Annotated in this window: 17 protein-coding genes; all 17 read left to right on the forward strand. The window is 75.4% G+C overall.

Annotation, left to right across the window (positions count from 1 at the left end):
• The 17 genes from AB0C22_RS05110 to AB0C22_RS05190 are packed head-to-tail and all read left to right on the forward strand — an operon-like array spanning position 1 to position 26,773.
• On the forward strand, positions 1-519 hold the full coding sequence (locus AB0C22_RS05110) for a phage tail protein (RefSeq protein ID WP_208566079.1): 519 nt from the start codon (positions 1-3) through the stop codon (positions 517-519).
• Positions 516-1,232, forward strand: coding sequence for a hypothetical protein (locus AB0C22_RS05115; protein ID WP_208566080.1), 717 nt, complete (start codon positions 516-518; stop codon positions 1,230-1,232). The genes AB0C22_RS05110 and AB0C22_RS05115 overlap by 4 nt, the downstream gene beginning before the upstream one ends.
• Positions 1,229-2,068, forward strand: coding sequence for a hypothetical protein (locus AB0C22_RS05120; protein WP_357533583.1), 840 nt, complete (start codon positions 1,229-1,231; stop codon positions 2,066-2,068). Before AB0C22_RS05115 ends, AB0C22_RS05120 begins: the two co-directional genes overlap by 4 nt.
• A complete protein-coding gene (locus tag AB0C22_RS05125; RefSeq protein ID WP_357533585.1) occupies positions 2,065-3,351 on the forward strand; it encodes a DUF4255 domain-containing protein in 1,287 nt (428 codons plus the stop codon). Before AB0C22_RS05120 ends, AB0C22_RS05125 begins: the two co-directional genes overlap by 4 nt.
• Positions 3,351-5,198, forward strand: coding sequence for an ATP-binding protein (locus tag AB0C22_RS05130; RefSeq protein WP_357533587.1), 1,848 nt, complete (start codon positions 3,351-3,353; stop codon positions 5,196-5,198). The genes AB0C22_RS05125 and AB0C22_RS05130 overlap by 1 nt, the downstream gene beginning before the upstream one ends.
• Positions 5,195-5,437 (forward strand): hypothetical protein, encoded by a 243-nt coding sequence (locus AB0C22_RS05135; protein ID WP_219461731.1) that lies wholly within the window; start codon positions 5,195-5,197, stop codon positions 5,435-5,437. Before AB0C22_RS05130 ends, AB0C22_RS05135 begins: the two co-directional genes overlap by 4 nt.
• The gene (locus AB0C22_RS05140) at positions 5,434-12,987 is read left to right on the forward strand and encodes a DUF4157 domain-containing protein (protein WP_357533589.1); all 7,554 of its coding nucleotides are present in this window, start codon (positions 5,434-5,436) and stop codon (positions 12,985-12,987) included. Before AB0C22_RS05135 ends, AB0C22_RS05140 begins: the two co-directional genes overlap by 4 nt.
• Positions 12,984-13,628, forward strand: coding sequence for a hypothetical protein (locus AB0C22_RS05145; protein WP_208566086.1), 645 nt, complete (start codon positions 12,984-12,986; stop codon positions 13,626-13,628). Before AB0C22_RS05140 ends, AB0C22_RS05145 begins: the two co-directional genes overlap by 4 nt.
• Positions 13,625-14,047, forward strand: coding sequence for a hypothetical protein (locus tag AB0C22_RS05150; RefSeq protein ID WP_219461722.1), 423 nt, complete (start codon positions 13,625-13,627; stop codon positions 14,045-14,047). The genes AB0C22_RS05145 and AB0C22_RS05150 overlap by 4 nt, the downstream gene beginning before the upstream one ends.
• Positions 14,040-15,191: a hypothetical protein gene (locus AB0C22_RS05155; RefSeq protein ID WP_219461720.1), complete on the forward strand. Its 1,152-nt coding sequence runs from the start codon at positions 14,040-14,042 to the stop codon at positions 15,189-15,191. Before AB0C22_RS05150 ends, AB0C22_RS05155 begins: the two co-directional genes overlap by 8 nt.
• Positions 15,188-15,694, forward strand: a complete 507-nt coding sequence (locus tag AB0C22_RS05160) for a phage baseplate assembly protein V (protein WP_067303923.1) — start codon at positions 15,188-15,190, stop codon at positions 15,692-15,694. The genes AB0C22_RS05155 and AB0C22_RS05160 overlap by 4 nt, the downstream gene beginning before the upstream one ends.
• Positions 15,694-16,038 (forward strand): hypothetical protein, encoded by a 345-nt coding sequence (locus tag AB0C22_RS05165; RefSeq protein ID WP_357533591.1) that lies wholly within the window; start codon positions 15,694-15,696, stop codon positions 16,036-16,038. The genes AB0C22_RS05160 and AB0C22_RS05165 overlap by 1 nt, the downstream gene beginning before the upstream one ends.
• A complete protein-coding gene (locus AB0C22_RS05170; protein ID WP_219461715.1) occupies positions 16,035-16,397 on the forward strand; it encodes a GPW/gp25 family protein in 363 nt (120 codons plus the stop codon). Before AB0C22_RS05165 ends, AB0C22_RS05170 begins: the two co-directional genes overlap by 4 nt.
• On the forward strand, positions 16,394-18,772 hold the full coding sequence (locus tag AB0C22_RS05175; protein WP_357533593.1) for a hypothetical protein: 2,379 nt from the start codon (positions 16,394-16,396) through the stop codon (positions 18,770-18,772). Before AB0C22_RS05170 ends, AB0C22_RS05175 begins: the two co-directional genes overlap by 4 nt.
• On the forward strand, positions 18,769-21,225 hold the full coding sequence (locus AB0C22_RS05180; protein ID WP_357533595.1) for a hypothetical protein: 2,457 nt from the start codon (positions 18,769-18,771) through the stop codon (positions 21,223-21,225). The genes AB0C22_RS05175 and AB0C22_RS05180 overlap by 4 nt, the downstream gene beginning before the upstream one ends.
• Positions 21,222-23,345 carry a phage tail protein gene (locus tag AB0C22_RS05185; RefSeq protein ID WP_219461704.1) on the forward strand — a complete coding sequence of 708 codons (2,124 nt, stop codon included), beginning with the start codon at positions 21,222-21,224 and terminating at the stop codon, positions 23,343-23,345. Before AB0C22_RS05180 ends, AB0C22_RS05185 begins: the two co-directional genes overlap by 4 nt.
• The gene (locus tag AB0C22_RS05190) at positions 23,342-26,773 is read left to right on the forward strand and encodes a DUF6519 domain-containing protein (protein WP_357533598.1); all 3,432 of its coding nucleotides are present in this window, start codon (positions 23,342-23,344) and stop codon (positions 26,771-26,773) included. The genes AB0C22_RS05185 and AB0C22_RS05190 overlap by 4 nt, the downstream gene beginning before the upstream one ends.
• The last annotated feature ends 216 nt before the right edge of the window (positions 26,774-26,989 follow it).

The raw sequence follows: 26,989 nt of genomic DNA on the forward strand, positions 1-26,989 counted from the left end.
ATGGTGCAGTTCGCGGTCAACCCGACGCGCTTCGACCCGTACAAGAACTTCAAGTTCCGGGTGAAGTGGGACGGCCGCTACGTAGCCGGGGTCAGCAAGGTCAGCGCGCTGAAACGGACCACCGAGGTGGTCAAGCACCGCGACGGCGGCAACGCCTCGACCAGCCACAAGTCGCCGGGGCGTACCGAGTTCGAGGCGGTCACCCTGGAGCGGGGGCTGACCCACGACGCCGAATTCGCCCAGTGGGCCGGACGGATCTGGGCGCTGCACGCCGGGCTCGGCTCGGAGGTGTCCCTGGCCGACTTCCGCCGGGACATCACCATCGAGCTGCTCAACGAGGCCGGCCAGGTCGCCCAGTCGTACCGGCTGTTCCGCTGCTGGGTCTCGGAATACCAGGCGCTGCCGGAGCTGGACGCCAACGCCAACGCGGTGGCGATCGAGCACATCAAACTGGAGAACGAGGGCTGGGAACGCGACGAGGCGGTGCCCGAACCGGCCGAACCCCGGCTCGGGTCGTGACCGGGGGGCCGCCGCTGACCGAGGTGGCGCTGGTCGACGCCTGGGACAGCGCGCTCGGTCGGCCCGCGCCGGTCCGGGGGTTGCTGCTGCTCGGCCGGGCCGACGCCGACCGGCTGCCGGTGGGCGAGGTGACGGCGCTGCTGCTGGCCGCCGCCGGTGACTGGACGGGCGGCCGGGTGGCGGCCACGGTGGACTGCCGGGCCTGCCCGGAGCACCTGGAGGTGGCCCTCAGCGTCGCCGACCTGCTGGCCGCCGCGCCGGACCGCACCGACGCGGACCGGGCCGCCGGGCCGTTCACCCTCACCTGGCGGGGGCACCTGCTGAGCCTGCGGCTGCCCACCACCGCCGACCTGGCCGGGGCGGCCCGGGCCGGCGACGCGGCGGCGGCCGAACGGTGGTTGTTCGACGCCTGCCTGCTCGACGCCACCCCGCCGCTGGCCGACCCGTCCGCCGCGCTGCCGGCGGTGTCCGAGGCGATGGCCGAACGCGACCCGCTCGGCGTCGTCGCGGTCACGCTTACCTGTCCCGGCTGTGGCGGCAGCACCGAGGCACTGCTGGACGTGCCGGCCTGGGCGTGGCAGGCCGCCGACACCCGGGTCCGCCGGCTGCTCGACGAGGTGCACCGACTCGCCCGGGCCTACGGCTGGTCGGAGGCGCAGGTGCTGGGGCTGGGCCCGCACCGGCGGGCCGCGTACCTGGAGCGGGTCCCGTGACCGGCTACCTGGCCGCGCTGGCGGCGCTGGCCGTCGGCACCGCCCCCCGGCTGCGCCCGCGCGGCCACGGGCGTTTCGAACCGGACACCCCGCAGGTGGGCGGGTTCCTGGCCGACGAGCAGGAGTCGACGGCACCCCCGCCGGCCAGCCGGCCGGTCACCCCGCCGGTGCCGGACCCGTCGCCGACGCCCCACCCCCACGTCGCGGTGGCACCGCCCGGCCCGGTGGGGACACCCGCCCCACCGGCCGCACGGATGCCGGCCCCCGAACCACCGCACCCGGTGCCACCGCAGGGCAGCAACGCCGCAGGGCGGCAACGCCAGGTGGCCGGGCCGACCCCGGCGGCGGCGACCCGCCCACCCGCACCCGCACCCCTGCCCGCTCCGGCGACAGGTTCCGGCTCCACCCCGCCTGTCGGCGTGCCGACGGGCCGGGCCACGCCGCCCCGGCCGCCGGCCACCCCCGCCGCCGCGGAGCGGTCCCCGCAGCCATCCCGCCGGGACCACCACCCGGACCGGCCGCCGGCCCACACCCCCGCCCCGCACCCCGTCGTCCCGCCCCCGGCCGTCGCGCCGGTGCGCGCCGGCACCGTGCCGCCTCCCGCACCGCCCGCCGCTCCCGGGCACCGCCCTCCGGTCACCCGGGCCACCGCCCGGAGCCCGGAGCCGGTCACCGTGCACGTGCACATCGACCGGATCGAGGTACGCCTCGCCGGCAACCGGCGGCCCGCGACCGCACCGGCGGCCACCACACCGGCCACCGCCGCCCCAGCCGTCGCTGCGGGGCCGGCACCGGAGTTGGAGTCGTACCTGCGCGGGGCGGGGGTGCCGCGATGAGCACCGGGTACGCCCTGGCCGCCGTCACCGCCGTGCTGCGCGGGCAGCTGATGGCCTACCTGCGGGCCACCGGCGCCTCGTCGGCGGTCGGCGGGGTCTCCGTCTCGGCGGGCCCACCGGACCGGGTGACCGTCGGCAACCAGGAGGGCAACCAGGTCAACCTGTTCCTCAGCCGGGTGACCCGGAACCCGACCTGGGCCAACCTCGGCCCGCCCCCGCGCAGCACCGGCGGGGACGACGTCGCCGCGCCGCCGCTCGGCGTCGACCTGCACTACGTGGCCAGCGTCTACGGCCACGACCCGTTGACCGGGGAGATCCTGCTCGGCCACCTGCTGGCGATGCTGCACGAGACGCCGGTGCTGACCCGGGCGACGATCCGCCGGTCACTCGCCCCCGACCCGCCCGACCCGACGCTGCCCGCCGCGGTGGCCGACTCCCGCCTCGCCGAGCAGGTTGAGCTGCTCCGGGTCAGCGTCACCAACAGCCCGGGCGGGGAGGAGAGCTTCCGGCTCTGGTCGGCGTTCAGCGCGCCGTACCGCAGCAGTGTCTTCTTCGACGTGTCGGTGGTGCTGATCGACCCGCTGCGCGGTGCCCGGGAGCCCCTGCCGGTCCGCGCGGTCACCGCCGGCACCGTCGACGTCGACGGCCCCGAGGTGGACCTGGTCCGCGCCGACGGGCCGACCGGCACCCCGGTCACGGCCGGTGCGACGCTGGTGGTGACCGGCCGTAACCTGGCCGGGCCGGACGTCCGGGTCCGGATCGGGACGGCCTCGGCCAGCCCGGCCACCGCCTCGGCCGGTGAGTTGCGGCTGCCGATGTCCGCCTTCGACCGGCCCGTCGCGGCCGGGGTCCGTGGCCTGGTCGTCACCCACTCGGTGGCGTTGGGCGACCCACCCACGCCCCGGCCGGCGATCAGCTCCGACGCGGTACCGGTCAGCTACCGGCCGACGATCACCGTCGCCCCCGGCGACGTGGTGGTCGGGTCCAGCCGGACGGTCGACGGGGTGGTGCTGCGTACCGGCACGGTCACCGTCGACGTCGTGCCGGAGGTCGAGGCCGGCCAGCAGGTCACCCTCGGGCTGACCGGGGCGGGTGGCACGGTGCTCGCCGCGCCGGCCGACAACGGGGTGCCGTCCGGTGGGCAGCACACCGGGCGGATCAGCTTCGCCTTCCAGGACCTGCCCGCCGGCACCTACCTGGCCCGGTTGCGGGTGGACGGGGTGGACAGTCCGCTGCACGCCGACCCGACCGGCCGGTACGACGGCCCCGCCGTGGTGCTGTGATGCCCGCCCCACGCCCGGCCGCCCGCTGGCCCGGCCCACCGCCGGCCGCCGGGCACGACGGCGGGCTGGCCGCCGAGGTGGAGCGGATCCACCTGCTCCTCAAGGGCGAACCGGCCCCGGACGGCGCGGCCGACGGGTCGACCCCGCACCGGATCGCCACCGGATTCGGGCTGACCGCCTTCGAACGTGACGTGCTGGTCGCCTCGGTCGCCGGGGAGCTGGGTCTGCTCGACCGACCGCCGACCTTCGCCTGGTGCCTGGACGCCCTGCCCGGCGGGCACTGGGACGCCCTCGCCGCCGACCGTCCGCTGCGCGCGGCGCGGCTGGTGGAGTTGGGTGAGGGGCCACTGCCGCACGCCCCGCTGCGGGTCGACGAGCGGGTCCTGCACGAGCTGCGCGGCGTCGGGCGGCTCGACGAACGGTTGCGGCCCTACCTGGTGCCGTTGCCCCCGCCGCCGGCCGTCCTGCCGGCCAGCCGTCGCCGGGCCGCGCAGCAGCTCTGCGCCGCCTGGCAGGGCGGCCGTCGCCCGCTGCGGGTCTGCGGGCCCGACCCCGCCGACCGGGTCGACGTGCTGGCGGCGGCGTGCGCGACGGTGGGCCGGGTCGGGCACCGGGTGGCCGCAGCCGACCTGCCCCGCGCGGTGACCGACCGGGACGCGTTCGCCCGGCTGTGGAACCGGGAGGTGGTGCTCGCCGATCCGGTGCTGGTCGTCGAGCTGACCGGCGACGAGCCACCCGAGGTGGGCGCCGCCGTGGCGCAGTTGCTGGCCCGGCTCGTCGGTGACGTGGTGGTCAGCGTCCCCCGCGCCGTCGCCCTCGACGGGGTCGCCCCCGGGCCGACGGTGGACCGGCCGTCCCGGGCCGAACAGCGGGCGCTGTGGCGGGAGTCGCTGCCCGGTCGCGCCGCGGCAGCCGCCGCCGTCCTGGCCCGGGAGTTCGACCTGGGACACCGGGAGATCCTCGACTCCGCCGCCCCCGCCGTCCCCGGTCCGACCGTCGACCCGGTGGCGGTGGCGCGAGGGCTGGTCCGTGAGCGGGTCCGGCGGGACCTGGACGGGTTGGCCGAACGGATCGACGTACGGGCCGGGTGGGACGACCTGGTGCTGCCCGCCCCCGCCCTGACCCAGCTACGTCAGTTGACCGCCGCGGCGGCCGGCCGGGCCCTCCTGGCGGAGCAGGGCTTCGCCGGTCGGACCGGCCGGGGTCTCGGGGTGGCCGCGCTGTTCGCCGGGCCCAGCGGCACCGGCAAGACCCTCGCCGCCGAGGTGGTGGCCGGCGCACTCGGGCTGGACCTGCACCGGGTCGACCTGGCGACCGTGGTGAGCAAGTGGATCGGTGAGACCGAGAAGCAGCTGCGGCGGATCTTCGACGCCGCCGAGCGGGGCGGCACCGTACTGCTGTTCGACGAGGCCGACGCCCTGTTCGGCCGCCGTTCCGAGGTACGCGACAGCCACGACCGGTACGCCAACATCGAGGTGTCGTACCTGCTGCAACGGATGGAGCAGTACCGGGGCGTGGCGGTGCTGACCACCAACATGCGCACCGCCATCGATCCGGCGTTCCTGCGTCGGCTGCGGGTGGTGGTCCCGTTCGGACACCCCGGTCCCGCCGAGCGGGCCGGCCTGTGGCGGCGGGCCTTCCCGGCCGCGGTCGCCACCGCCGATCTGGACCTGCCCCGCCTCGCCGCGCTGGACCTCACCGGTGGGGACATCCACACCGTGGCGCTGCGTGCCGCACTGGTCGCCGCCGGGGAGGGTGACCCGGTCGGGATGCGGCACGTGCTCGACGCGGTCGCCGCCGAGTACGCCAAGCACGACCGGCCCGCCGACCCCGGGTTGTGGTCATGAACATCGAGGTCACGACCGTCGAGGTCGACATCCGCCGGCTGGTCCTCACCGGCGTCGACGGGCCGGTCGACGCCACCCTCGCAGCCGAGGTGGGCGCCCGGTTGAGCCGGCTGATCGCCGACCGTGGCCTGCCGTCGGCCGGTGCCCAGGCCAGCGCCCCATCCGCCGGCGACGACCTGCCGACCGCGCTGGCCGAGACGATCTGGGCCCGGCTGGGTCTGCCGGGGGTGGGCCGATGACCAGCCCCGACCCGGCCACCGGCGCGGGAGCCGCCCGGGAGACTGCCGCCCACCGGGCTCCCCCACCGACGACGCAACCCGCACCGGGCCGCGACGACGCCCTCGCCACGCTGACCCGTGAACTGGTCGACCGGTACGCCCCGTCGTTGGGGCTGCGGCCGGACGCCGTACGGGTGCACCTCGGTGCGGCGGGTCGACGGGCCGCCAACCACGGCGCGCGCGGGCTGCTCGCCGACGGCGCGGTGCACCTGGCCCCGGGCTTCGACCCGTCCCGGGCGGCCGGGCGGGCCCTGCTGGTGCACGAGTTGGGGCACCTGGCGCAGGCGACAGCCGGCACGGCGTACCCGGGGCAGCGGGCGACCGACCCGGAGGGCGAGGCGCGGGCGTTGGCCGACGCCGCCTCGGCCGGGCGGGCACTGTGGACGCCGGTGGCCCGGTTGCCGGCAGGTGTGGTCGCCGCCGACACCGGTGCGGTCGCCACCCCGCCGCGCCCGGCCAGCCCGCCGGCCCCCGACCGGGCGCCGGCCGACGAGGCCGGGACCGGCCCGTTGGAGGCGGAGCTGGGCGCGCTGGTGGAGCGCCGGTACCGGGCGGAACGGGCCCGCATGGTCGACCTGCTCGACGGCCTCTGGGTCTCCGGCGACGACGTGCGGGGCTGCCTGCGGATCCTGGACACCCTGCCGTTCGTGGTCGCCCGCAGCCTGGTGCACAGCCTGCCCGCGCCCCGGCGCACCGACCTGGCCGGCAACCTCGACGACGACCACCACCGGGCGTACCCGCGTGCCGCGCTGGCCGCCCTCGGTGGGCAGACCCCCTACCTGCTGCGGGTGCTGGAAGCCGACAACGTGCACGGGTTGAGCGCCGAGGGGCTCGACCCGGTGCAGCGGCGCACCGCGCTGAACGTGCTGCGGGCCCTGCGGACCAGTGTGTTGCGGGAGCTGCTGGGCGGTGACCGCAAGGCGCAGTTCCGGGCGTTGCTGGCCGAGCGGCCCCCGGCGGGCAACGACGCCGACGCCCTGCGCGAGCAGGTCACCATCCTGGGTGGGGCGTCGGCCGACGACGCCCGCCTCGACCGGGACGCCGATCTGGCCGCCCTGCTGCGGCGGGTGCAACGGTCGATCGGTGACCGTCGGGCCGACGAGGCGCTGCGCCAGCTCGCCGACCTGGCCCCCGCCGCACCCACCGCCGGTGCCCCGGCCACGGCCGCGTCGGCCGCCGCCGGGCCGCCCGAGCCGGGTCCGAGGCTGCGGTACGCGGTCCGCCAGCTCGACGACAGCGGTCACCTCGACACCCTGCTCGACCAGTTGCCGTGGGAGGAGAAGCGGGTCGACGCGCCGCTCGGCCCCCGGCTGCTGGTCGTGCTCGCCGCCCGCCCGGAGCACCGCAACCTGTCCCGGGTGGAGGGACTGCTGTCGTACGGGGTGTTCGACTGGGCGATCCGCGACCATGAGGCCCGTTTCGCGTACCTGCTGCTGCGTAGTCTCCCGCTGGCCGCGCAGGACCGGTGGCGGCGGTTGGACCAGGGCAGCTGGTTCGACCGGTTGGAGGAGAACATCCCGGCCGAGGATGTGCTCGGTGGCGGCTACACCGGCGTGGGCGCCCTCGCCGAGCCGTGGGACCGCCGCCGGCGCAGCGCCGGGCAGGTCGACGCCGAGCGGCTCGTCGCCGACATCCACCGGATCGTGCAGGACGGCCTGGACGGGGTGAAGTCCGTCGAGCTGGTCCGCCGGTTGATCGGCTACGACCGGCCGACCGGGGCGACCGCCGGGCCGGATGCCCGGGGCCGGGAGGCGTTGCGGACCGCCGTGCACCGGCTGGACGCGCTGCGTGACCTGGACCGCATCCTCGCCGCCCTACCGGATGCGTACCTGACCCACGAGATGTGGCGGGCCGAGTTGCTCGACCTGCTGGCCCTGCGCGACCCGGCGCACCTGGAACGGCAGGTCCGCGGCCTGCTGGCGATCGGGCTGACCGACTGGGCGGTGAACCCCCGGGAGGCGTGGCTGGCCTTCCAGCTGGTGCGCAGCCTGCCGGTGGCCGACCAGACCCGGCTGGCCGCCGACGATCCGGACCGGTGGGCCCGGATGCAGTCCGGGATGACCCCGCAGATGCGCGCTTCCCTCGCCGTCACCGCGATTTCCGGTCCGCGCCGTGTGGAGGCCCGCGACCAGCTGCGCGACCGGTTGCGCGACGACCGGCTCTGGCGGGCCGGGCGGGCCACCGAACTGCGGTCGTTGATCATCCAGGCGTACGCGCTGGACGACCGGCGGTGGGTGTTCCTGCGCTCCCGGGAGGTGCGCGCGGACCTGCTGCCCGACCTGGCGGCGCTGGTGGCGGAGCTGCGGCTCTACCACGCGACCCGCCGGCCCTCGTTCGACCCGGAGTCGTTGCGCACCGACGGCCTGCCGACCGTGGTGGGTGACCTGGCCCGGCTGGTGGCGGTGGGGCTGAAGCTGCTGTTTCTCAGCCGCACCGGGTTGAGCCTGTTCACCGACGAGGTCACCGTCGACGAGTTCGACCTGCACGACGCCCAGTGGATCAGCGGCGACCTGGGTGGCGCCCGGCTGCGCGACACCGACCGGGAACGCACCAACCGGCTGTCGCTGTCGGTGGACGCCCGGCAGGGGGTGCTGCGGGTCCGGCTGCCCCGGTTGGAACTCGACGGGGTGAACCGCACCTTCACCGGCAGTTCGCTGCGGACCGGCCGGGTCACCCTGACCGACCTGGACATCGTCGCCTCGTTCTCCGACCGGGGCTACGAGCGGCCGGTCGGCGCGCAGGCCGGGATGGGCGCGTTGAGCGTCTCCGACGTGGTGTACGCCAGCGACGGGCTGCCCGGCGGGCTGCTCGGCCTGACCCGGTTCGGGCTGTCCACGCTGGCGTTCCGGGCCGGGGCGACCGGGCAGGAGAACGTGACCGAGCCGGGCCGGCACGGCTGGGTCGGCATCCCCATCATCGATCCGCTGATCCACCTGCTGCACAACGTCATCTCGTTCTACGGTGGGCTGCCGTTCCTGTCCAAGATCAGCGACGCGTTGCTGGCCCCGTACACGGCCGGAGCGCCGTTCCTGGCCCAGCAGTTCACCTCGCTGACCGCCGGGGAGATCTTCACTCCGCTGGCCAACGCGACGATCGGGCTGCTCACCGACGGGGTGTTCCGCCCGCCCCGTGGGGTCGGCGAACGGGTCACCGACGCGGTGGAGATGATGCACTCGCTGCGGGTCAGCTTCTCCAGCGCCACCGCCGAGGGGCTCTCCTTCGCCGGCCTGCAACAGGTCGGCCGGATCGAGGTGGGTCGCACGCTGATCGGGGTGGCCACCAGCCTGCCGGCCCGGTTGCGTGCCGAGCAGGAGTCGCTGCGGCTGCGCCGCGAGACCGCCACCGGGGCGCAACGTGCCATCCTGGAGGAGCGGCTGCGCGCCGTCGACAGCCAGCTCACCACGCTGGAGCCGGCCGAGCGGGAACTGGACCGGTTGGAGGCCCGGCACCGCTGGCACGCCGAGTCGCTGTCCGAGGCCGAACGCCGCCGGCTGGTGGAACTCTCCGACCAGTTGCGCCAGTCCGTCGGCGGCGCGATCGACATCGGCGGTATCCGGGTCACCGGGCTGACCGGCCGGGTCGAGGCCGCCGGGGTGGAGGTCGACCCGATCCACGCCGAGGCGTCCCTGCCGTCGCGCATCGGCGAGTACCTGCCCGACGACGAGCTGATCACCAGGTTTCGCCGCGACCGGGTCCCGGTCGACGCGGCGACGACGGCCCGGGGCAGCACCGGGTCGGCCACCCTCGCCGGGGTACGGCTGCTGCCCGGCCCGGCCGGCGCACCGGCGCTGCGGATCACCGCCGGGGACCTGCCCACCCGGGCCGACGTCGCCGCCCAGCTCGCCGCGCTGCCCGCCGAGCCCCGCTGGGCGGACCGGCGGGCGGAGCTGACCCGCTGGCTGACCGACCTGGACCGGTTGCATGAGTTGGAGTCGCTGGCCGCCGAACCGGTCGACCCGGCCGGCCGCCCCCTGCCGCGACACCGCACCCGCGCCCAGGAGCAGGAGCTTCAGCTGCTGCGGGAACGGGCCCGGCGGTACTTCGGCGTCACCGCCGGCGGGCTGACCGTCGGCGGGCTCGACGTCACCCTGGACCCGGCCACCCTCGGGGTGGAGCTGCGGTTGGCCGAGGTGACCGCCACCGACGTCCGGGCCGGGGCCACCACCGTGGAACGGTTGGCGGCGGCCCGGCTGCGGTTGCGCGCCGACCTCGACACCGTCGGCGGTGGTCCGCTCCCCGCCGAGCTGGCCGGCCCGGCCGCGGCCCAGGGGTTGCCGATCGGTCGGACCGCCGTCCGTTTCGGGGTCGGTGAGCTGGCGGTCACCGGGTTCTCCGGGCCGGGCGTCGAGGCCCGGCGGATCGCCTTCACCGCGCCCACCCGGGCCGACGGCACACCCGGCGAGGCGATCCACGGCCGGGTGCTGCCCGTCGGTGACGATCTGCGCCTACCCGACCTGGTGGTGGAGCAGACCGAGCTGACCGGGCTGTCCATGCACTCGCCCGGCCGCAGCCTCTACTCCCGGGGCAGCACCCGGATCGGTCGGATGAGCCTCGACGTCCAGGTCCGCACCGGCGCGACCGCCACCGGCCGGCAGGTCCGTGGCGCGCTGGTCCGCAACCTGGTCATCGACCGGATCGACGCCGACCGGATCGGCATGGACGTCACCGACCCGGCGCCGGGGATGAGCGTCGAGGTGGTCTCCGGCGCGCTGATCGGGGTGCGGCTGCGTGACCTCGACGTGGACCTCACCGGCGAGGAGCTGACCTATTCCGGGCGGTTGACCGTCGGTCAGCTCGACCGGCTCCGGTTCGCCGTGGTGTCCCGCGCGGTGCAGGGCGGCCCGACCACGATCACCGGCACCGTGGGTGGCCGGGCGACCCGCCCGAACGCCGCCACGGTGACCGTGGACCTGATCCGGGCCGGGCCGCACCAGGTCGACCCGGTGACCGGCCGGATCCTCAGCGACCCCACCGACAGCCAACGCATCCAGCTCGACGGGCTCACCCTCACCGACACCACCCTGCGGACCCCGGACGGCGCGGTCACCGTACGCCGGGCCGGGCTCGGCGGCCGGCTGGTCACCGAGCGGGCCGGCGGGCTGCGCTTCGAGGACGTCGGCCCGGCCCGCATCGAGCTGGGCGCGATCGACTGGCGGGCCGGCGACGGGCGGATCGTCTCCCGGGGGGCGACCGTGCTGGACGGGCTGACCGCCAGCGGTCGCTGGGACAGCACGCCGGAGCAGCGCGACGCCGCCGGTCGGGTCGTCCCGGCCACCGCCGCGCTGCACCTGGAGCGGCTGCACATCGCCCGGATCACCGGGCGGGACCTGCGCTACCGCGACGGGGTGCTCGACGTCGGCCTCGGCCGGCCCGAACCGCTCCCGGCCGGGGAGCCGGACCGGCCGCCGCTGGAGATCCTCGACGTGGACCTGCGCGGCCTGCGCTGGTCGGCGGCGGCGGGGGTGACCGCCGGACGGCTCACCACCGGGGCGACCCGGGTGGAGATCGCCGGCCGGATCGACGCCGCGCTGCACGTCGACGGCGCGTTGTGGGCCGCCCAGCTCACCCTCGCCTTCGGTCGGGGCGGCCGGATCCAGGCCCGGGTGGTCGGCGGTGAGGCTCAGCTCGGCGTCGGTCCCCGGCCGGGCGAACACGACCAGCACGTCAGCATCCAGGGGCTGGACACCGGCGTGGTCAGCGTCGGCCCGGACCACATCGAGATCGGCCCGGACGGGCAGCCGGGGCTGAGCCTGGCCACCATCTCGGTGGACGCGCTGAACTGGCAGGGTGCGGCGCTCGGCCTGCGGATCCCGTCGGGCGCGGGGGCGATCACCCTGCTCGGCATCAGCGCGCGGGCCCGGGTCGACCTGTGGCCGGCGGGCACGCCGGGCGGCCGGTTCCGCCGGTTGCTGCTGCGGGAGCTGGTGGTGCAGCAGACCCGGGCCAGCGGGCTGCTGGTGGATCTGCACGACGGCGTCACCATCCGGCTCAACCCGGACATCGAGGCGGTGCTCGGGGAGTTGCGGCTGGTGCCGGCGGCCGGGCAGGACGGCTTCCTGGTGGAGGCGACCCGCACGGCGGAGGGGATGCGGATCCTCGGTGGACTGCGGATCGGGGCGATCGAGGCGGCCCGGGTCGGCTTCGACATCGGCACGTTCCTGTCCGGCGGCACGGCCGACTTCACCGCCGGTGGGCTCAGCGTCGACTTCCTCGACCACGGTGGGCTGCGGCTCAACCTGGCGCAGCCCACGCTGACCGCGATCAGCGCCCAGGTCACCGCCGACCCGCGTCGCCAACTGCTGTTCCTCGGCGCACCGACCGGCCGCCCCGAGTACGGGCTGCGGTTCACCTCGATCGGCTACGAGCAGGACCCGGCCGGGCCGGACGGCTCGGCGGCCCCCGGCCGGCGGATCGCCGTACGCGGTGGTGAGGTGACCGGGCTGAGTTTCACCGACAGCGGGCTCGGGTTGTACATCTTCGTCGAGCAGGGGCTGCTCGGCGACCTCACCCACGACCTGACCAGCGGGTCGGGCGAGCTGCCGTCGCTGGACATCCGCAACGCCCGGTTCGTGCTGGACCTGGCCACCATGCTCGGCGGCGGCTCCCCGATCCCGGCCCCGCCGCCCGCCCGGACCACCAGCGCGCAGCGGCGGGCCGCCCTGGCCGGGAAATGGGACGCGCTGGTGCGGGTGTTGGACGCCTACCGCATCGGTGAGGTGCTGGACAGCCTCAACGGGCACATCGACTTCGACGTCACCCACGACGGGTTCCTGTGGGGTGAGCGCAGCTGGGAGGTGCGGCTGGCGTTGCGCGACGGGGCGGTCGACTACCGCCGGCTCACCGGCGCGCTACCGTGGTGGACCCCGGGCCGGTTCATCGTCGAGGGCGACGACCTGGTCTACCGGGTGCACCTGCCCAGCTTCGGGGCGGAGGGCGCTCCCCCGCCGGACAGCGACGTCGACCTCCTACGGTGGCAGCTCGACACCGGCGAGGTCAGCCAGGCCCGCACCGAGCACCTGGTACGCCTCAACCGGCTGCTGCGGCCGACCGCCGCCTCCCGTGACGACCTGCTGCACACCATCGCCGACGTGCAGAGCGACGAACCGTCGACCGGCCCGCCGGGCATGTTGGCGATCGGCAACGTCGACGTGGACCTGTCGATCAACAACCCCCGGGAGATCACCCTGCCGCTGGGCGGCAGCAACGAGATCGTGCTGGCCCCCGACGCGCTGGTGCACCTCGCCGTCGGCGGTGGGGTACGCCGGGCCGCCGGTGGGGGCGGCCTGCCGGGCCGGCTGCGGCCGGTGTCGTTGCAGAGCGCCACGGTGGCCCGGGTGAACCTGCTCTTCGACGGGCTCGGCCTGTCGACCGGGCAGATCCGGATCACCGACCTGACCGACTGCACCGTCGACTTCAGCGGGTTGGACCCGCTGCTGATGCAGGGCCGGATCACCCGGGCCGTGGCGGAGCGGATCCGCTGGCGGCGTCCCACCTCTGGAGGCACCCCGTGACCAGTCCCCTCAGCCCCCGGTTGCTGCGCGCCGGCCTGGTCGTGCTCGACCCGGACAGCGGGCGCAGCCGGCGGGTGATCACCCTGCAGTACAACCCGGACTCGTTGACCCGGGGCTTCCAGCTCAAGACGGCCGGGGCCGAGGGCGGGGCGCGGGGCGAGGCGTTGCGGATCACCGGCCCGCCGGTGCAGACGCTCACCCTGGAGGCCGACCTCGACGCCGCCGACCAGCTCACCGACCCCGAGGCGGTGGAGCTGGGGTTGACCGCCCAGCTGGCCGCCCTGGAGTCGCTGGCCTATCCCAGCCTGGCCGCGGTGCAGGACGCCGCGGCGCTGTTGGCCGCCGGCACCCTGGAGGTGGTGCCGCCGCCGGCGCCGCTGGTGCTGCTGGCCTTCGGACGACGCCGGCTCTGGCCGGTACGGATCACCGAGCTGACCATCACCGAGGAGGCGTTCGACCCGATGCTGAACCCGATCCGCGCCAAGATCCGACTGGGTCTGCGGGTGTTGACCGTCAACGACGTGGGCACCGACGGCCGGGCCGGTGGCCTGGCCATGGCCGCCCACCAGCAGCTCGAACAGCTCGCCGGCCGGGCGCGCGGCGGGCGGCTGGCCGACCTCGGCATCGACCGGCTGCCATGAGCGACCCGACGGACACCGATCCGGCCCTGGTGGCCGCGCAGAGCCGGGTCGCGCAGACCCTCTTCGCCGCGACCGGCGCGGGTGGCGTCGACACGCCGGCACCCGGCGCGGTCTCCCCCGACAGCCGGTACGCCACCGTGGGCACCACCGTCACCGTCGACCCGGACACCGGTCGGGAGGTCGTGCACCTGCGTCGCCGGTTCGTGCCGCCCGCGGACCGGCTCGCCACCGCCGGCTGGGAACCGGTCGCCGACGGGGACCGGGTGGACCTGCTGGCCGGTCGGACCGTCGGCGACCCCACCGCGTTCTGGCAGCTCTGCGACGCCAACGGCGTCTTCGACCCGGCGGAGCTGGAGCAGCCGGGCCAGGTGGTCCGGGTCGCCCTGCCCGAGGGCTTCCCGGGGGGCCTCGATGCCTAGCGGGGTGCGGTTGCAGGTGCTGATCGGGCCGTTGACCTTCCGGCCGGCCCCGATGGAGCTGGTGGCGGCGGTGCAGGAGGCGCAGGTCACCCAGAACGCCGGGCAGCGCTCGGGCTTCCAGCTGCGCCTGGCGCTGGGCCGGGGGTCGCTGGTGGAGCGGATGCTCGCCGACGGCAGCCTCGACCCGCCGACCCGGCTGCTGCTGGTGCTGCACGTCGACGGCCGGCCGCAGGTGCTCTCCGACGGGGTGGTGACCCGGCACGACGTGGCCCGCAGCAACGACGCGGGCGCGTCGACGCTCACCCTCACCGGGGTGGACGTGAGCCAGATGATGGACCTGATCGACCTGTCGGACCTGCCGATGCCGATGCCGGCGGAGGCCCGGGTGCTGACCCTGCTCGCCCCGTTCGCCGCGTACGGGGTGGTGCCGATGGTGGTGCCCAGCGTGCTGGTGTTCGCGCCGAACCCGGTGCAGCGGATCCCGGCGGTACGCGGCACCACCTTCGCGTACGTGTCGCAGCTCGCCGACGAGGTGGGCTACACGTTCTATGTGGAGCCGGGGCCGACCCCGGGGATGAACACCGCCTACTGGGGGCCGGAGGTGCGGGCCGGTCAGCCGCAGCCGGCGTTGACGGTCAACGCCGACGCGGGTGCCAACGTGGAGTCGTTGTCGTTCTCCTTCGACGGGGTGCAGAAGACCGTCTACCTGCTCACCGCGTTCCCGGAGCAGGTGCGGGTGCCGATTCCGCTGCCGGTGCCGGACGTCAGCCCGCTCAACCCGCCGCTGGGCCGCAAGATCCCGATTCCGTTGTCGTACCGGCGGATGAACATCGGGCGGTCGAACCCGAGCGGCACCGACGACGCCACCGCCCGGATGGACGTCGTGCAGACCCTCGCCCGGGGCCTGGCCCGGGCCGCCCAGTCGGCGAATGTGATCACCGGGTCCGGCTCGTTGGACGTGCTGCGCTACGGCCGGCTGCTGCGCTGCCGGCGGCTGGTCGGGGTGCGCGGCGCCGGCCGGGCCTACGACGGTGAGTACGTGGTGCGCAGCGTGACCACCACGGTCAAGGCGGGCGAGGTCAAGCAGCGGTTCACCCTGGGCCGCAACGCCCAGGTCTCCACCTCGGGAAGGGCACAGCCATGACGACGAGGTACTACGGCAAGTATCGCGGCACGGTGGTCAACCACCTCGATCCGTTGCAGCAGGGCCGCATCCAGGTGACCGTTCCGGACGTCACGCTCCCCCCGTCGAGCTGGGCGATGCCCTGTTTCCCGCTGGCCGGCATCCAGGCCGGCATGTTCGCCGTGCCGTTGCCGGGCACCGGGGTGTGGGTGGAGTTCGAGCAGGGCGACGCCGACCATCCGATCTGGACGGGCTGCTGGTACGGCTCCAAGGCGGAGATCCCGGCGCTGGTGTCGTCGGCCCCGCCGCCCACCCCGCCGATCGTGTTGCAGACCCCCGGCCAGGCCACCCTGATGATCTCCGATGCTCCCGGCCCGACCGGCGGCATCCTGCTCAAGACGCTGACCGGGGCGATGATCTCGATCAACGACACCGGGATCATCATCTCCAACGGCAAGGGTGCCTCGATCACCCTGGTCGGCCCGACCGTCGCGGTCAACCAGACCGCGTTGACGGTGACCTGATGCCCGGCCCGCTGCTGCACGTCGGTGCCGTGCTCACCTGCCCGCACACCGGCCCGGTCACCCCGCAGACCGGCAACGCGCGGGTGCTGGTCGGCGGCCTGCCGGTGGTCACCGCCACCGACGCGTACCCGGTCACCGGGTGCCCCTTCCAGGTGCCGGTGGGCGCGGGCACCAAACCGCAGCCCTGCGTCCAGCTCCGGTGGACCACCCTGGCGGCCCGGGTGCTGGTCAACGGGCAGCCGGCCGTGCTCGCCACCAGCGTCGGGCTCGGGGTCAGCGCGGAGGGCATCCCGCAGGGGCCGCCGACGGTGGCCGGCGTGCAGGTCCGGGCGGTGGCGTCATGACGTACCCGGCGTTTCCGTGGCGACCGGACAACCGGGGCCGCTCCGGCCTGGCCGGCCCGGACCGGCACGTCGCCGACCTGGTGGAGGCGGTGCTGTTCACCGCGCCCGGCGAACGGGTCAACCGGCCGGACTTCGGCGCGGGTCTCGGCCAGTTGCTGTTCGCCCCGGTCGACGACGCGGTGGTGGGCACCGCCGAGTTGCAGGCCCGCAGCGCGTTGCAACGCTGGCTCGGCGAACTGATCGAGGTCGACGACGTCCGCGTCGACCTGGCCGAAGCGGCGGTGCGGGTGCACGTCGGGTACCGGCTGCGGGCCACCGGCCGGCCGGCGCAGGTGTCGGTGGAAAGGGGTGCGGGATGAGCGTGCGCTGCGACGACGACGAGCGGCGGGCCGAGGTGGGCCGGCCGGGCAGCGCCTTCAACGGCATCGACTGGGTCGAGGTGGACGCCACCGACCAGCGGCTGCTGCACGTCGGTTTCCTGCACCCGTTGCCCGGCCAGACCGGCGGGGTGCCCGCCGGGGCCGCGCTGGCGGTGGGGAACGTACTTGTCGACGGCGGGGTCCGGATCACCGGCGTGCGGGTGCTCAGCGTCGCCGCCACCGGCGCGGAGTTGACCGTCCGGGTGGACCGGGCCGGTGACTTCTCCCCGTACACCCTGAGGTTGGTGCGCTCGGCGGTGGACGACCGGGTGCCGCCCGGTTTCGACCCGGTGCTGTCGGTGCAGACCTTCTCCTTCAAGGCCAACTGCCCCAGCGACCTGGACCCGGCACCGGCCGCCCCCACCGTGACGCCGCCGCCGCCGACCACCGCGCCGGCCGACTACCTGGCCAAGGACTACGCCGGGTTCCGGCGGCTGATGCTCGACCGGCTCGCCGCCCTGCCCGGTGGGGCCGAACGGCACCCGGCAGACCCGCTGATCACGGTGGTGGAGGCGCTGGCGCACGTCGCCGACCGGTTGTCCTACCGGCAGGACGCCGCCGGCACCGAGGCGTACCTGGGCACCGCCCGCAGCCGGATCTCCGTGCGCCGGCACGCCCGGCTGCTGGACTACGCGGTGCACGACGGTTGCGCGGCCCGCGCCTGGCTCAGTGTGCGGGTGGCCGCCGGGTCGGACGTGGAGAGCCGGGGTGTGCCCGCCGGGACCCCGGTGCTGGCCGCCGACCGGGCCACCCCGGCGGTACGGCCCACCGACGCGGCGGCGCTGCTGGCCGACGGCGCGACCGGCTTCGAGACGCTGACCCCGCTCGCCCCGAGGGCCGCCCGCAACGAGATCGCCCTGTACGTGTGGGGCGGCCGGGACTGCGGGCTGCCCGTCGGCGCGACCCGGGCCACCCTGGTCGACCTGCCGGCCACCGGCCTGGCCGCCGGTGACCTGCTGCTGCTGGAGGAGGTGCTCTCCCCGCAGACCGGCAGACGTGCCGACGCCGACCCCACCCACCGGCAGGTGGTCCGGCTGGTGTCGGCGAACCCCACCACCGACCCGGTCACCGGGGTGGCCGTGCTGGAGGTCGAGTGGAGCGCCGCCGACCGGTTGGCCTTCCCGCTGACCGTCACCGCCTCCGTCGCCGGCACGGGCACCGGCCAGCTGGTGACCTGTGCGGTGGCCCGGGCCAACCTGGTCGCCGTCCAGCACGCCAGCGCGGTGTCCGGGCAGCTCCCGGCCGCCGCCGAACACCGGTGGCGGCCGGTGCTGACCGGCGAGCCGGTCGCCTCGGCGGTGCCGTTCCCGACCGACACCCCGGCCAGTCAGGCCCTCGACCAGGACCCGCGTGCCGCGGTGCCGCTGATCCGGTTGGAAACCACCGAGGGCAGTTGGCGGCCCCGCCGGGACCTGCTCAACGCCGACCGCTTCGACCAGGGTTTCGTCCCGGAACGCGAACGCGACGGCCGGGTGAGCCTGCGGTTCGGCGACGACGTGTCGGGGCGGCGACCACCGGCCGGCACGGTCTTCCAGGTCACCTGGTGGCGCGGCGGCGGGGCGGCCGGCAACCTCGGCCACGACGCGCTGACCACCCTGGTCACCGACCGGGTCGGGCTGCTCGCCGCGACCAACCCGCTGCCCGCCGTCGGTGGCACCGACCCGGAGGACATCGAGCACGCCCGGCAGCACGCCCCGGTCGCCTTCGCCGTCCAGGAACGGGCGGTCACCACCGCCGACTGGGTGGCGGCGGCCCTGCGGCTACCCGAGGTGGCCAACGCCACCGCCCGGGTCCGCTGGACGGGGTCGTGGTGGACGGTCTTCCTCACCCTCGACCTGACCGGCGGGCAGCGGCTCACCGACGAGCCGGCGCTGGCCCGACGGCTGGCCGGGCGGCTCGACCGGTTCCGCGTCGCCGGGTACGACCTGCAACTGCGCGACCCGGTCGACCTGCCGGTGGAGCTACGGCTGTGGGTGTGCGTCACCCCGGGCGCGTTCCGGTCCGACGTACGCCGGGCCCTGCTGGACCTCTTCTCCGCCCGCGACCTGCCCGGTGGGGTGCGGGGCTTCTTCCACCCCGACCGGTTCAGCTTCGGCACCCCGCTCTACGTCAGCCAACTGCTGGCCGCCGCGGTCGGTGTCCCCGGGGTCACCGACGTGCGGGTGACCGAGCTGCACCCGGTGGGCGTGGTGGCCGGCGGCGAACTGGCCGCCCGGGTGCTGCGGGCCGGCGACACCGAAGTGATCCGCCTCGACAACGATCCCAGCGTGCCGGAGCACGGCATCCTGCACCTCGACCTGGTGGGTGGACTGTGACCTCACGAGTGGGCCGGGGGCCCAACCCGCCCGGCCGCAGTGGCATCGCCTACCGGCTGGGCCGGCAGGCCGACTTCGCCGCCGACCTGGTGGCCCGGCTCGGTGGGCGGCCGGAGCTGGCCGGGCTGACCACCCGGGAGGTCGACGACCCGGCGGTGGCGCTGCTGCACGCCTGGGCGACGACCCTGGACGTGCTCGCCTTCTACCAGGAGCGGATCGCCAACGAGGGTTTCCTCGGCACCGCCACCGAACGCGGTTCGGTGCTGATGCTGGCCCGCGCGATCGGCTACGAGCTGCGTCCCGGCGTGGCCGCGACGACGTGGCTGTCGTTCACCGTCACCGCCACCCCCGGCGCCCCGGACGGGGTGCCGATCCCGGCGGGCAGTCAGGCGCAGAGCGTGCCCGGCCCCGGCGAGCTGCCGCAGGTCTTCGAGACGGTGACGCCGCTGCTGGCCCGGCCGGAACTCAACGCGGTGGGGCTGCGGGTCACCGCGCCCCGCGCGCCCCGCCCCGGCGACGCCACCCTGTACCTGGCCGGCACCGACACCGTGCTCACCCCGGGCGGTGCGCTGCTGGTGCTCGGCCCCGACTGGTTCGACGTCCGTCGGGTGCGCGCGGCCACCGCGGTGCTGCCGGCGGCGGCCACCGCGCTGGACGGCGGTGCGGTGGTGCCGGCGTACACGGTGGTCGGGTTGGACGCGGCGGTGACCGCCCAGCCGCTCGGCACGGACCTGCGTCAGCCGGGACGGGACGTGCAGGTGCACCTGCTGGCGCAGCGGGCCGCGCTCTTCGGGCACCAGGCGCAGCCGTGGTCGGCGCTGCCGGTGGCGCTGCGGGTCGGTGAGTTGAACCCGGGCACCAACCAGGTGCTGCCGGGCGCGTACGCCACCCGCAAGGACAGCTGGGTGGACGCCCCGCTGGGCAGCCAGGAGCGGACGCTGCACCTGGACCAGTCGTACCCGTCGATCGTGGCCGGGTCGTGGCTGGTCCTGGAGACCGCCGGGGTGCCGCAGCTGCGCCGGGTCGACGCGGTGGCGGAGGTGCCGGTGGCCGACTTCGGCATCGCCGCCCGCACCACCCGGGTCACCGTGGCCGGCGGCGACTCGAACATGTTCTCCCTGCGCACCACCACCGTGCTCGGCGACAGCCGGTTGCTGCCGCCGGCCGCTGCACCGCTGACCGCCCCGCTGACTGCGACGGCGACCCTGGAGCTGGCCCGGCCGACGCCGGGGCTGGAGCCGGGCCGGCCGCTGGTGCTCACCGGTGTCGACCCGGACGGCGGGCCGGTCGGCGAGGTGGTGACCGTGCTGCGGGTACGGGACGAGAGCACGGTGGACCTGACGGCCAACGTGACGCGGCATTACCGGCGCGACAGCGTCCGGGTGCTGGGCAACGTGACGGCGGCGACCCACGGGGAGAGCCGGGCGGAGGTGCTCGGGGGAGGCGATGCACGGCGGGCGTTCCAACGGTTCAGCCTGCGGCACGTGCCGCTGACCTATGTGCCCGCCGCGACCGCGAGCGGCTCCCGCACCACCCTGGCGGTCTGGGTGGACGGGGTGCGCTGGCAGGAGGTTCCGGCGCTGCTCGGGCAGGCCCCCTCCGCCCGGGTCTACACCGTGCGCCGGGCCGACGACGGCACCGTCACGGTCACCTTCGGCGACGGCCTGACCGGGGCCCGGCTGCCCACCGGGCAGGACAACGTGGTGGCCACCTACCGCAGCGGCATCGGGCGGCTGGCCGATCTGGCACCCGGCCGGTTGACGATCCCGCTGTCCCGGCCGCTGGGCCTGATGGAGGTCGGCAACCCGGTGCCCGCCGCGGGGGCCGACGACCCGGAGGGGGTGGACCGGGCCCGTCGCAACGCGCCGCTGGCGGTCCGCACCCTGGGGCGGGTCGTCTCGCTTGACGACCACGCCGACTTCGCCCGCGCCTTCGCCGGGATCGGCAAGGCCCGCGCGGACCTGGTCTGGGACGACGCCCGGCAGCTGGTCCTGCTCACCGTCGCCGGCCCGGACGGGGCGGAGATCCCGCCGGACGCGGCGGTCCGCGCCGACCTGCTGCGGGCCCTGGACGCCGCCCGCCAGGCGACCGTGCCGGTGCGGATCCTCGGCCACCACCGGCGCCGGGTGGCGGTGACCGCCCGGCTGTTGTTGGCCGCCGGGCACCGGTTCGCGGCGGTCTCGACCGCAGCCCGCGCGTCGCTGGTCGCCGGGTTGAGCTTCGACGCCCGCGACTACGCCCAGCCGGTACGCGCCAGCGAGGTGCAGGCGCTGCTGCACCGGGTGCCCGGGGTCACGGCGGTGGTGCTGGAGCTGCTGCACGACGCCGGGCAGTCGCCGGCCCGCCTCGACGTGATCACCGCCGCGCCGGCCCGTCGGGTCGGTGACGTGCTGCTGCCCGCCGATCTGCTCACCGTGGACGCCGGTGACGTCACCCTGCTGGAGGCATCGTGAGGGCCGAGGATATCTGGGGCCTGCTGCCGGCCGCGCTGCGCAGCCAGGACGAGGCGGCCGGCGGGGTGCTGCACGCGCTGGTGGAGGTGATGGCCGAGCAGGCCGTCGCGTTGGGTGCCGACGTGGACCAACTCACCGACGACTGGTTCGTGGAGACCTGCGCCGAGTGGGTGGTGCCCTACCTGGGTGAGCTGGTGGGGGCGGGTCAGTTGCATCCGCTGGCCGACGGCACCGGCCTGTCCGACCGGGCCCGCGTCGCCGACACCATCCGGTTCCGCCGGCGCAAGGGCACCGCCGCCGCGTTGGAGGAGCTGACCCGGGCCAACACCGGCTGGAGCGCCGCCGTCGTCGAGTTCTTCGAACGGCTGGTCGCCACCCAGCACGTCAACCACGTCCGCGACGCGCCGGCCACCGCGTCGATCCGGGCCGCCGCGCCGTTGGAGCTGGTCGGTGGGCCCTTCGAGACGGTCTGCCGGACGGTGGACGTACGGGCGATGGACGCCGGTCAGGGCCGCCCCAACATCGGGCACATCGGCCTGTACGTGTGGCCGCTGCCGTCGTACCGGCTGGACCGGGCCACCGCCGCACCGGCCGTGGTGCCGGCGGACGGCCGGTGGTGGATCGACCCGGTGGGGGTGGGCCGGCAGCTGACCGGGCCGACGGTGACCGAGCCGGACATCGACCACCGGGCCGACGAGGCGAACGTGCCCGGTCCGCTGCGCCGCCGGCCGTTGCGCGACGAGTTGGCGGCGCTCGCCAGCGGCACCCCGCCCCCACCCGAGCAGCGGCGCTGGTTCCGCGACGACGACCCGTCGTTCGTGGTGTGGATCCAGCCCACCCCGGCCGACGAGCTGCGGCCGGTCCCGCTGGACCTGCTACGGATCTGCGACCTGGCCGGCTGGGAGCTGCCGACCGGCAGTGTGGTGCGGGTCGACCCGGTGCGCGGCCGGATCACCGTCGCCGCCGGCCGGCCCGTGCACCGCCTCGCGGTCTCCTGGTGGTACGCGTTCAGCGCCGACGTCGGCGCCGGGCCGTACCCCCGCCGCGGTGACCTGGGGGCGGCGGACGGGCCGGTGGACTGGCAACTCGCGGTGAGCGTGACCGAGCCGGCACGGGCCGGGGAGGTGGTCGCCTCGCTGGGTGAGGCGGTGACCGCCTGGCACGACTTCCAGGCCACGCACCCGGGCAGCACCGGCCGGATCGTGGTGCTGGACAGCCACCGTTACCGGGAGAACCTGTCGGTGCGGGTGGGGCAGGGCAGCCGGTTGAGTGTGCTGGCCGCGCAGTGGCCCCGGCCGCCGGACCGGCCCCGGCGGCAGACCGACCTCGACCCGGTCGGGGTGCGTCCCTGCCTGCTGGGCACGCTGGCCGTCACCGGCGTCGGTGTCGGGGACCGCCCGGGTGAGCTGGTCGTCGACGGGCTGCTGGTCGCCGGGACGGTGACCGTCGCCGCGCCCGGTGACGGCGGACCGGGCCTGGGCCTGGTGGAGTTGCGGCACTGCACCGTCGGCCCGGCGGCGACCGGGCTCACCGTCACCGCCGGCAACGACCGGACCCGGGTGGTGGTGCACCGCTGCGTGACGGGTGCGCTGACCACCACCGACGGCCCGTTGACCGTGACGGACACGCTGGTGCACGGCCCGGTCGCCGCCGGGGACGCGGCGGCGGAACTGGCTGGGGTGACGGTGCTGGGCACCACCACGGCGCGGGTGCTGACCGCCACCGACTGCCTGTTCGACCAGCAGGTGACGGTGGCCCGCCGGCAACAGGGGTACGTCCGGTTCAGCTACCTGCGGCCCGGCTCGGTCACCCCGCGCCGCTACCGCTGCCAACCGGACCTGGCCCAGCAGGCTCAACCCGACGACCCGGACGTGGCCACCCGGGTCGGGCCGGCCTGGGCGAGCACCCGCTACGGCGACGCCACCTACGGCCGGCTCGCCGCCACCGCCGCCACCGAGTTGCGTACGGGGGCGGAGTCCGGGGCGGAGCTGGGGGCGTTCCGTCGTGCCCTGACCCCGCAACGCCTGCACAACCTCACCCTCGCGCTGGCGGAGTACCTGCCGCTGGGGCGGGTGGCCGCTGCCCTGCCCGTCCTGCCGACCGGAGGAACCACACCATGAAGGGCGACATCAGCCGCGTCACGTTCGACCAGCGGCGGCACGCGACGAGCGTCCGCAAGCAGCAGGGCCGGGTCGACCTGGACGCGGACTGGAACGAACAGCAGGACATCCAGGCGCACCTGCGGGCCACCGCGCTGACCGACGTGGTCGGCGCCGCCGGTGCGCCGCTGGTCGGTGGGGCGTTCGGGTTGACCGGCGGGGCCGACCTGAAGCTGTCGGCCGGCCGCTACTACCTCGACGGGGTGCTCTGCGAGAACGACACCCCGGTCTCCGTGTTCGCCCAGCCGGACCTGCCGGCGGCCGGCCCGTTCGTCCGTAAGCTCGACGGCTCCTGGCTGGCCGGTGGCGCCCCCGTGCCGCCGGGGGTTTACGCCGCCTGGTTGCAGGTGTGGTCGCAGCACGTGACCGCGATCGAGGACCCGGCGCTGCGGGAGGTCGCCCTCGGCGGGCCGGACACCACCACCCGGCTGCGGACCGTGTGGCAGGTGCGGTTGTTGCAGGCCGGGCCGCCCAACACCCCGGTCGGCTGTGCGGACACCCCACCCGGCTGGGCGGAGCTGACCGCCGCCTCCACCGGCACCCTCGCGGTCCGCGCCGACCCGACGGGCAGTTCCGGGGGTGACTGCGTGATCCCGACCGGGTCGCCGTACACCGGGTTGGACAACCAGTTCTACCGGGTGGAGATCCTGACCGGTGGGGCGCCCGGGGTGGCCGGTTTCGTCTGGTCCCGGGACAACGCCGCCACGGTGGCGACCTGGGAGAGCATCGACGTCGACGTGCTGACGGTGAAGGTCCCCGGCCGCGACGGCAGTGCCGGCTTCACCAACGGCTCCTGGGTGGAGCTGACCGACGACGGCCGGGAGCAGAACGGCCTGCCGGGCACGTTGGTGCAGGTCGACCGGGTGGAGGGGGACCGGATCGTGATCCGGCCGGGCACCGCCACCGGCAGCCTCGACCGGGCGGACTTCCCGTCGCGGCCCCGGGTCCGCCGCTGGGACGGCCGGGGCACCGTGCCGGCCGGCGGCGTCGAGTTGGACCTGGAACTCGGCATCAAGATCCGGTTCTCGGCGGCGGGCAGCTTCCGCACCGGCGACTGGTGGTCGTTTCCGGCCCGCTCGGCGCTGCACGACGTCCAGTGGCCCCGGGTCGGCACCACGCCGGTGGCGCAGACCCCGCACGGGCCGCGTCGGGCGCACGGCCGGATCGGCGTCGTGAGCTGGGACGGCAGCCAGTGGAGCGTGCTGCGCGACTGCCGGCCGGTGTTCGCCCCGTTGACCGGGCAGGCCACCCTGAGCCTGCTCGGCGGGGACGGCCAGGAGGCGGTGCCGGTGCCGGGCAGCCCGGCGACCCTGGTGCCGCTGGGGCACGACCTGGTCACCGGGGTGGCGATGGGCGGTCAGCCGGTCGCCAAGGCCCGGGTCCGGTTCACCGTCACCGGCGGGGCTGGCCGGCTCACCGCCGGGGCGGTCACCGCCACCACCGTCACCGTGGAGACCGGTGCCGACGGCCGGGCCCGCTGCGCCTGGCAACTCGACTCGGCCGCCGCCACCCAGGAGGTCACCGCCCAACTCCTCGACGAGGCCGGGCAGCCGTCCCACCTGCCGGTGACCTTCACCGCCGCGCTGTCGCGCGCCGACCGGGTGTCGTACGACCCGACCGGGCGGCCGTCGCTGGCCGGGGCGACCACCGTCCAGGCCGCCATCAACCAGCTCGCCGCGTCCGCCACCGGTGGGTGGGCGACCATCACCATCCGGCCGGGCATCGACTGGGTGCAGGCGCTCACCACGCTGCCTGCCGGGGACGTGCTGATCTGCTTCGCCCCCGGCCTCTACACCAGCACCGTGCCGGTCACCTTCACCGGCCGGGCCAACATCCGGGTGCTGGGCAGCGGGCCGGCCAGCCGGATCCGGGTGCAGGGTCAGGAGTTCGCGCTGATGTTCGTCAACTGCGGCACCGTGTCGGTGTCGCACCTGGCGGTGGAGACTCCCGGCCCGGCTGCCGCCGAGGGGCGGCTCGGCCCGGTGTCGGCGGTCAACTGTGCCGAGGTGACGATCGAGCACTGCCAGCTCACCGGGGTGGCCGGCGCGTCCCCGCAGAGCACCTGCCTGACCGTCCGCAACGACCAGGGCGCGGCCCCCGGGAAGGTCCGGGTGCTCGACTCGGACTTCCTCATCGGCCACGGCCAGCAGGGTGTGTTGCTGGTGAACCCGGACCACGCGGTGATCACCCGGTGCCGGTTCTCCTGCCCGCCCCGGCCGGCCTCGCTGACCCTGGCCGAGCTGGTCAAGGACGAGAAGTTCCGCAGCCAGCTCGCCACCCAGTTGGTGGGGCGGCTCGCCCTGGACCGCGACGACCGGTTGGAGACGGGCGAGTGGAACACCGTGGTCCGGGTCGGCCGGTGGGGCGTACGGATGAACTCGATGGTCCCGCAGAGCGAGTGGAAGACCCTGACCACCCTGCGCCCGCCCACCGCCGAGGACCAGCGCACCGCCGGGGCCGCCGAGGCGTACGTGCTGCGGCTGGCGGACCTGGCCACCGAGGACCCGGCCCAGCTGCCCTCGTACAAGCGGCAGCTCACCTCGCTCAAGGGGCGGCTCGGGGAGAGCGCCGGGCGGATCTTCGACACCGACGAGGGCCGCAAGACGCTGCGCGACTACCTGGTCGGTGAGGGGATCGACGTGCGGGAGGCCGACGACATCGCCCGCGACCGCCGGGAGGTGGCACTGCCGGCGCCGGGGGCGAGCCTGCGCTTCGACTCGGCGTTGAGCCAGGGCGCCTGGGAGGCGGCGGTGGCCGCGTCGCCCCCGTCGCGCCCGGTGCAGACCCCGTCGGCGGCGGCGAAGCACCTGCGCAGCGTCGCCGACCGGATCCTGCTGGAGCCGGCCTTCGGCGAGAAGTACGCCGGTGGTTACCGGCGGGACCTGACCGCCGCGGCGGAGGTCTCCGTCGGGGCCTGCGCGGTGGTGATCGGCGGCGGTACGGCGGTCGGCGACGTCGAGGTCTCCGACTGCCGCATCGATCAGGTCGCCGAGGGGATCCACATCGGGGTCTCCTACCACAAGGGACCGCCGATCCAGGGCCGCACCATCCGGGTGACCGGCAACGACATCCACCTCTACCAGGCGTGGTGGCGTGGTTCGGGCACCATCCGGGGCATCAAGATCGGCAGCATCCGGCACGTGTTCGTCTCCGACAACCGGATCTCGGTGGCCGCCGGGGCGGGCGTCGGCATCTGGGCCTTCGCCGCCGGGGGTCCGATCATGGCGATCCGCGACAACCTGGTGCAGAACTGCGAGCCGGCGATCCTGTGCAACCCGTCCTGGTCGGGGGCGCCGGCGAAGCGGCTGTGGTCGGTCACCGACAACGTCTCGTCGAACGGATCCATCCAGGTGGCCGGGGGTGCGCGCAGCTCGGGCAACGTCAGTTGAGCTGTCACAAGCACGACTGCGTCGGCCCGGCGGGCGGGACTACGCTCATGGTGACTGCCACTTAGCACGGTTGCGGATTGCAGATGTGGTCTAGGGGTTCAAATCCTCTGGTAGTCGCCAACAAACGGCAGGGCGGGCCCTCGGGCCCGCCCTGTTCGCCTCGTGCGGGCCGGTGCCCGCGCCGCCGGGGCCGCCGGTGCGGGCGACCGCGCCGGT

This window comes from Micromonospora sp. NPDC048894 (genome assembly GCF_040649765.1).
In the GTDB taxonomy this organism is placed as follows: domain Bacteria; phylum Actinomycetota; class Actinomycetes; order Mycobacteriales; family Micromonosporaceae; genus Micromonospora; species Micromonospora antibiotica.

Bases quoted from the DNA above. Each gene is read 5' to 3' on its own strand.
- AB0C22_RS05110 (WP_208566079.1), top strand. From the start codon at position 1: ATGGTGCAGTTCGCGGTCAACCCGACGCGCTTCGACCCGTACAAGAAC.
- AB0C22_RS05125 (WP_357533585.1), top strand. From the start codon at position 2,065: ATGAGCACCGGGTACGCCCTGGCCGCCGTCACCGCCGTGCTGCGCGGG.
- AB0C22_RS05130 (WP_357533587.1), top strand. From the start codon at position 3,351: ATGCCCGCCCCACGCCCGGCCGCCCGCTGGCCCGGCCCACCGCCGGCC.
- AB0C22_RS05135 (WP_219461731.1), top strand. From the start codon at position 5,195: ATGAACATCGAGGTCACGACCGTCGAGGTCGACATCCGCCGGCTGGTC.
- AB0C22_RS05140 (WP_357533589.1), top strand. From the start codon at position 5,434: ATGACCAGCCCCGACCCGGCCACCGGCGCGGGAGCCGCCCGGGAGACT.
- AB0C22_RS05150 (WP_219461722.1), top strand. From the start codon at position 13,625: ATGAGCGACCCGACGGACACCGATCCGGCCCTGGTGGCCGCGCAGAGC.
- AB0C22_RS05155 (WP_219461720.1), top strand. From the start codon at position 14,040: ATGCCTAGCGGGGTGCGGTTGCAGGTGCTGATCGGGCCGTTGACCTTC.
- AB0C22_RS05160 (WP_067303923.1), top strand. From the start codon at position 15,188: ATGACGACGAGGTACTACGGCAAGTATCGCGGCACGGTGGTCAACCAC.
- AB0C22_RS05165 (WP_357533591.1), top strand. From the start codon at position 15,694: ATGCCCGGCCCGCTGCTGCACGTCGGTGCCGTGCTCACCTGCCCGCAC.
- AB0C22_RS05170 (WP_219461715.1), top strand. From the start codon at position 16,035: ATGACGTACCCGGCGTTTCCGTGGCGACCGGACAACCGGGGCCGCTCC.
- AB0C22_RS05175 (WP_357533593.1), top strand. From the start codon at position 16,394: ATGAGCGTGCGCTGCGACGACGACGAGCGGCGGGCCGAGGTGGGCCGG.
- AB0C22_RS05190 (WP_357533598.1), top strand. From the start codon at position 23,342: ATGAAGGGCGACATCAGCCGCGTCACGTTCGACCAGCGGCGGCACGCG.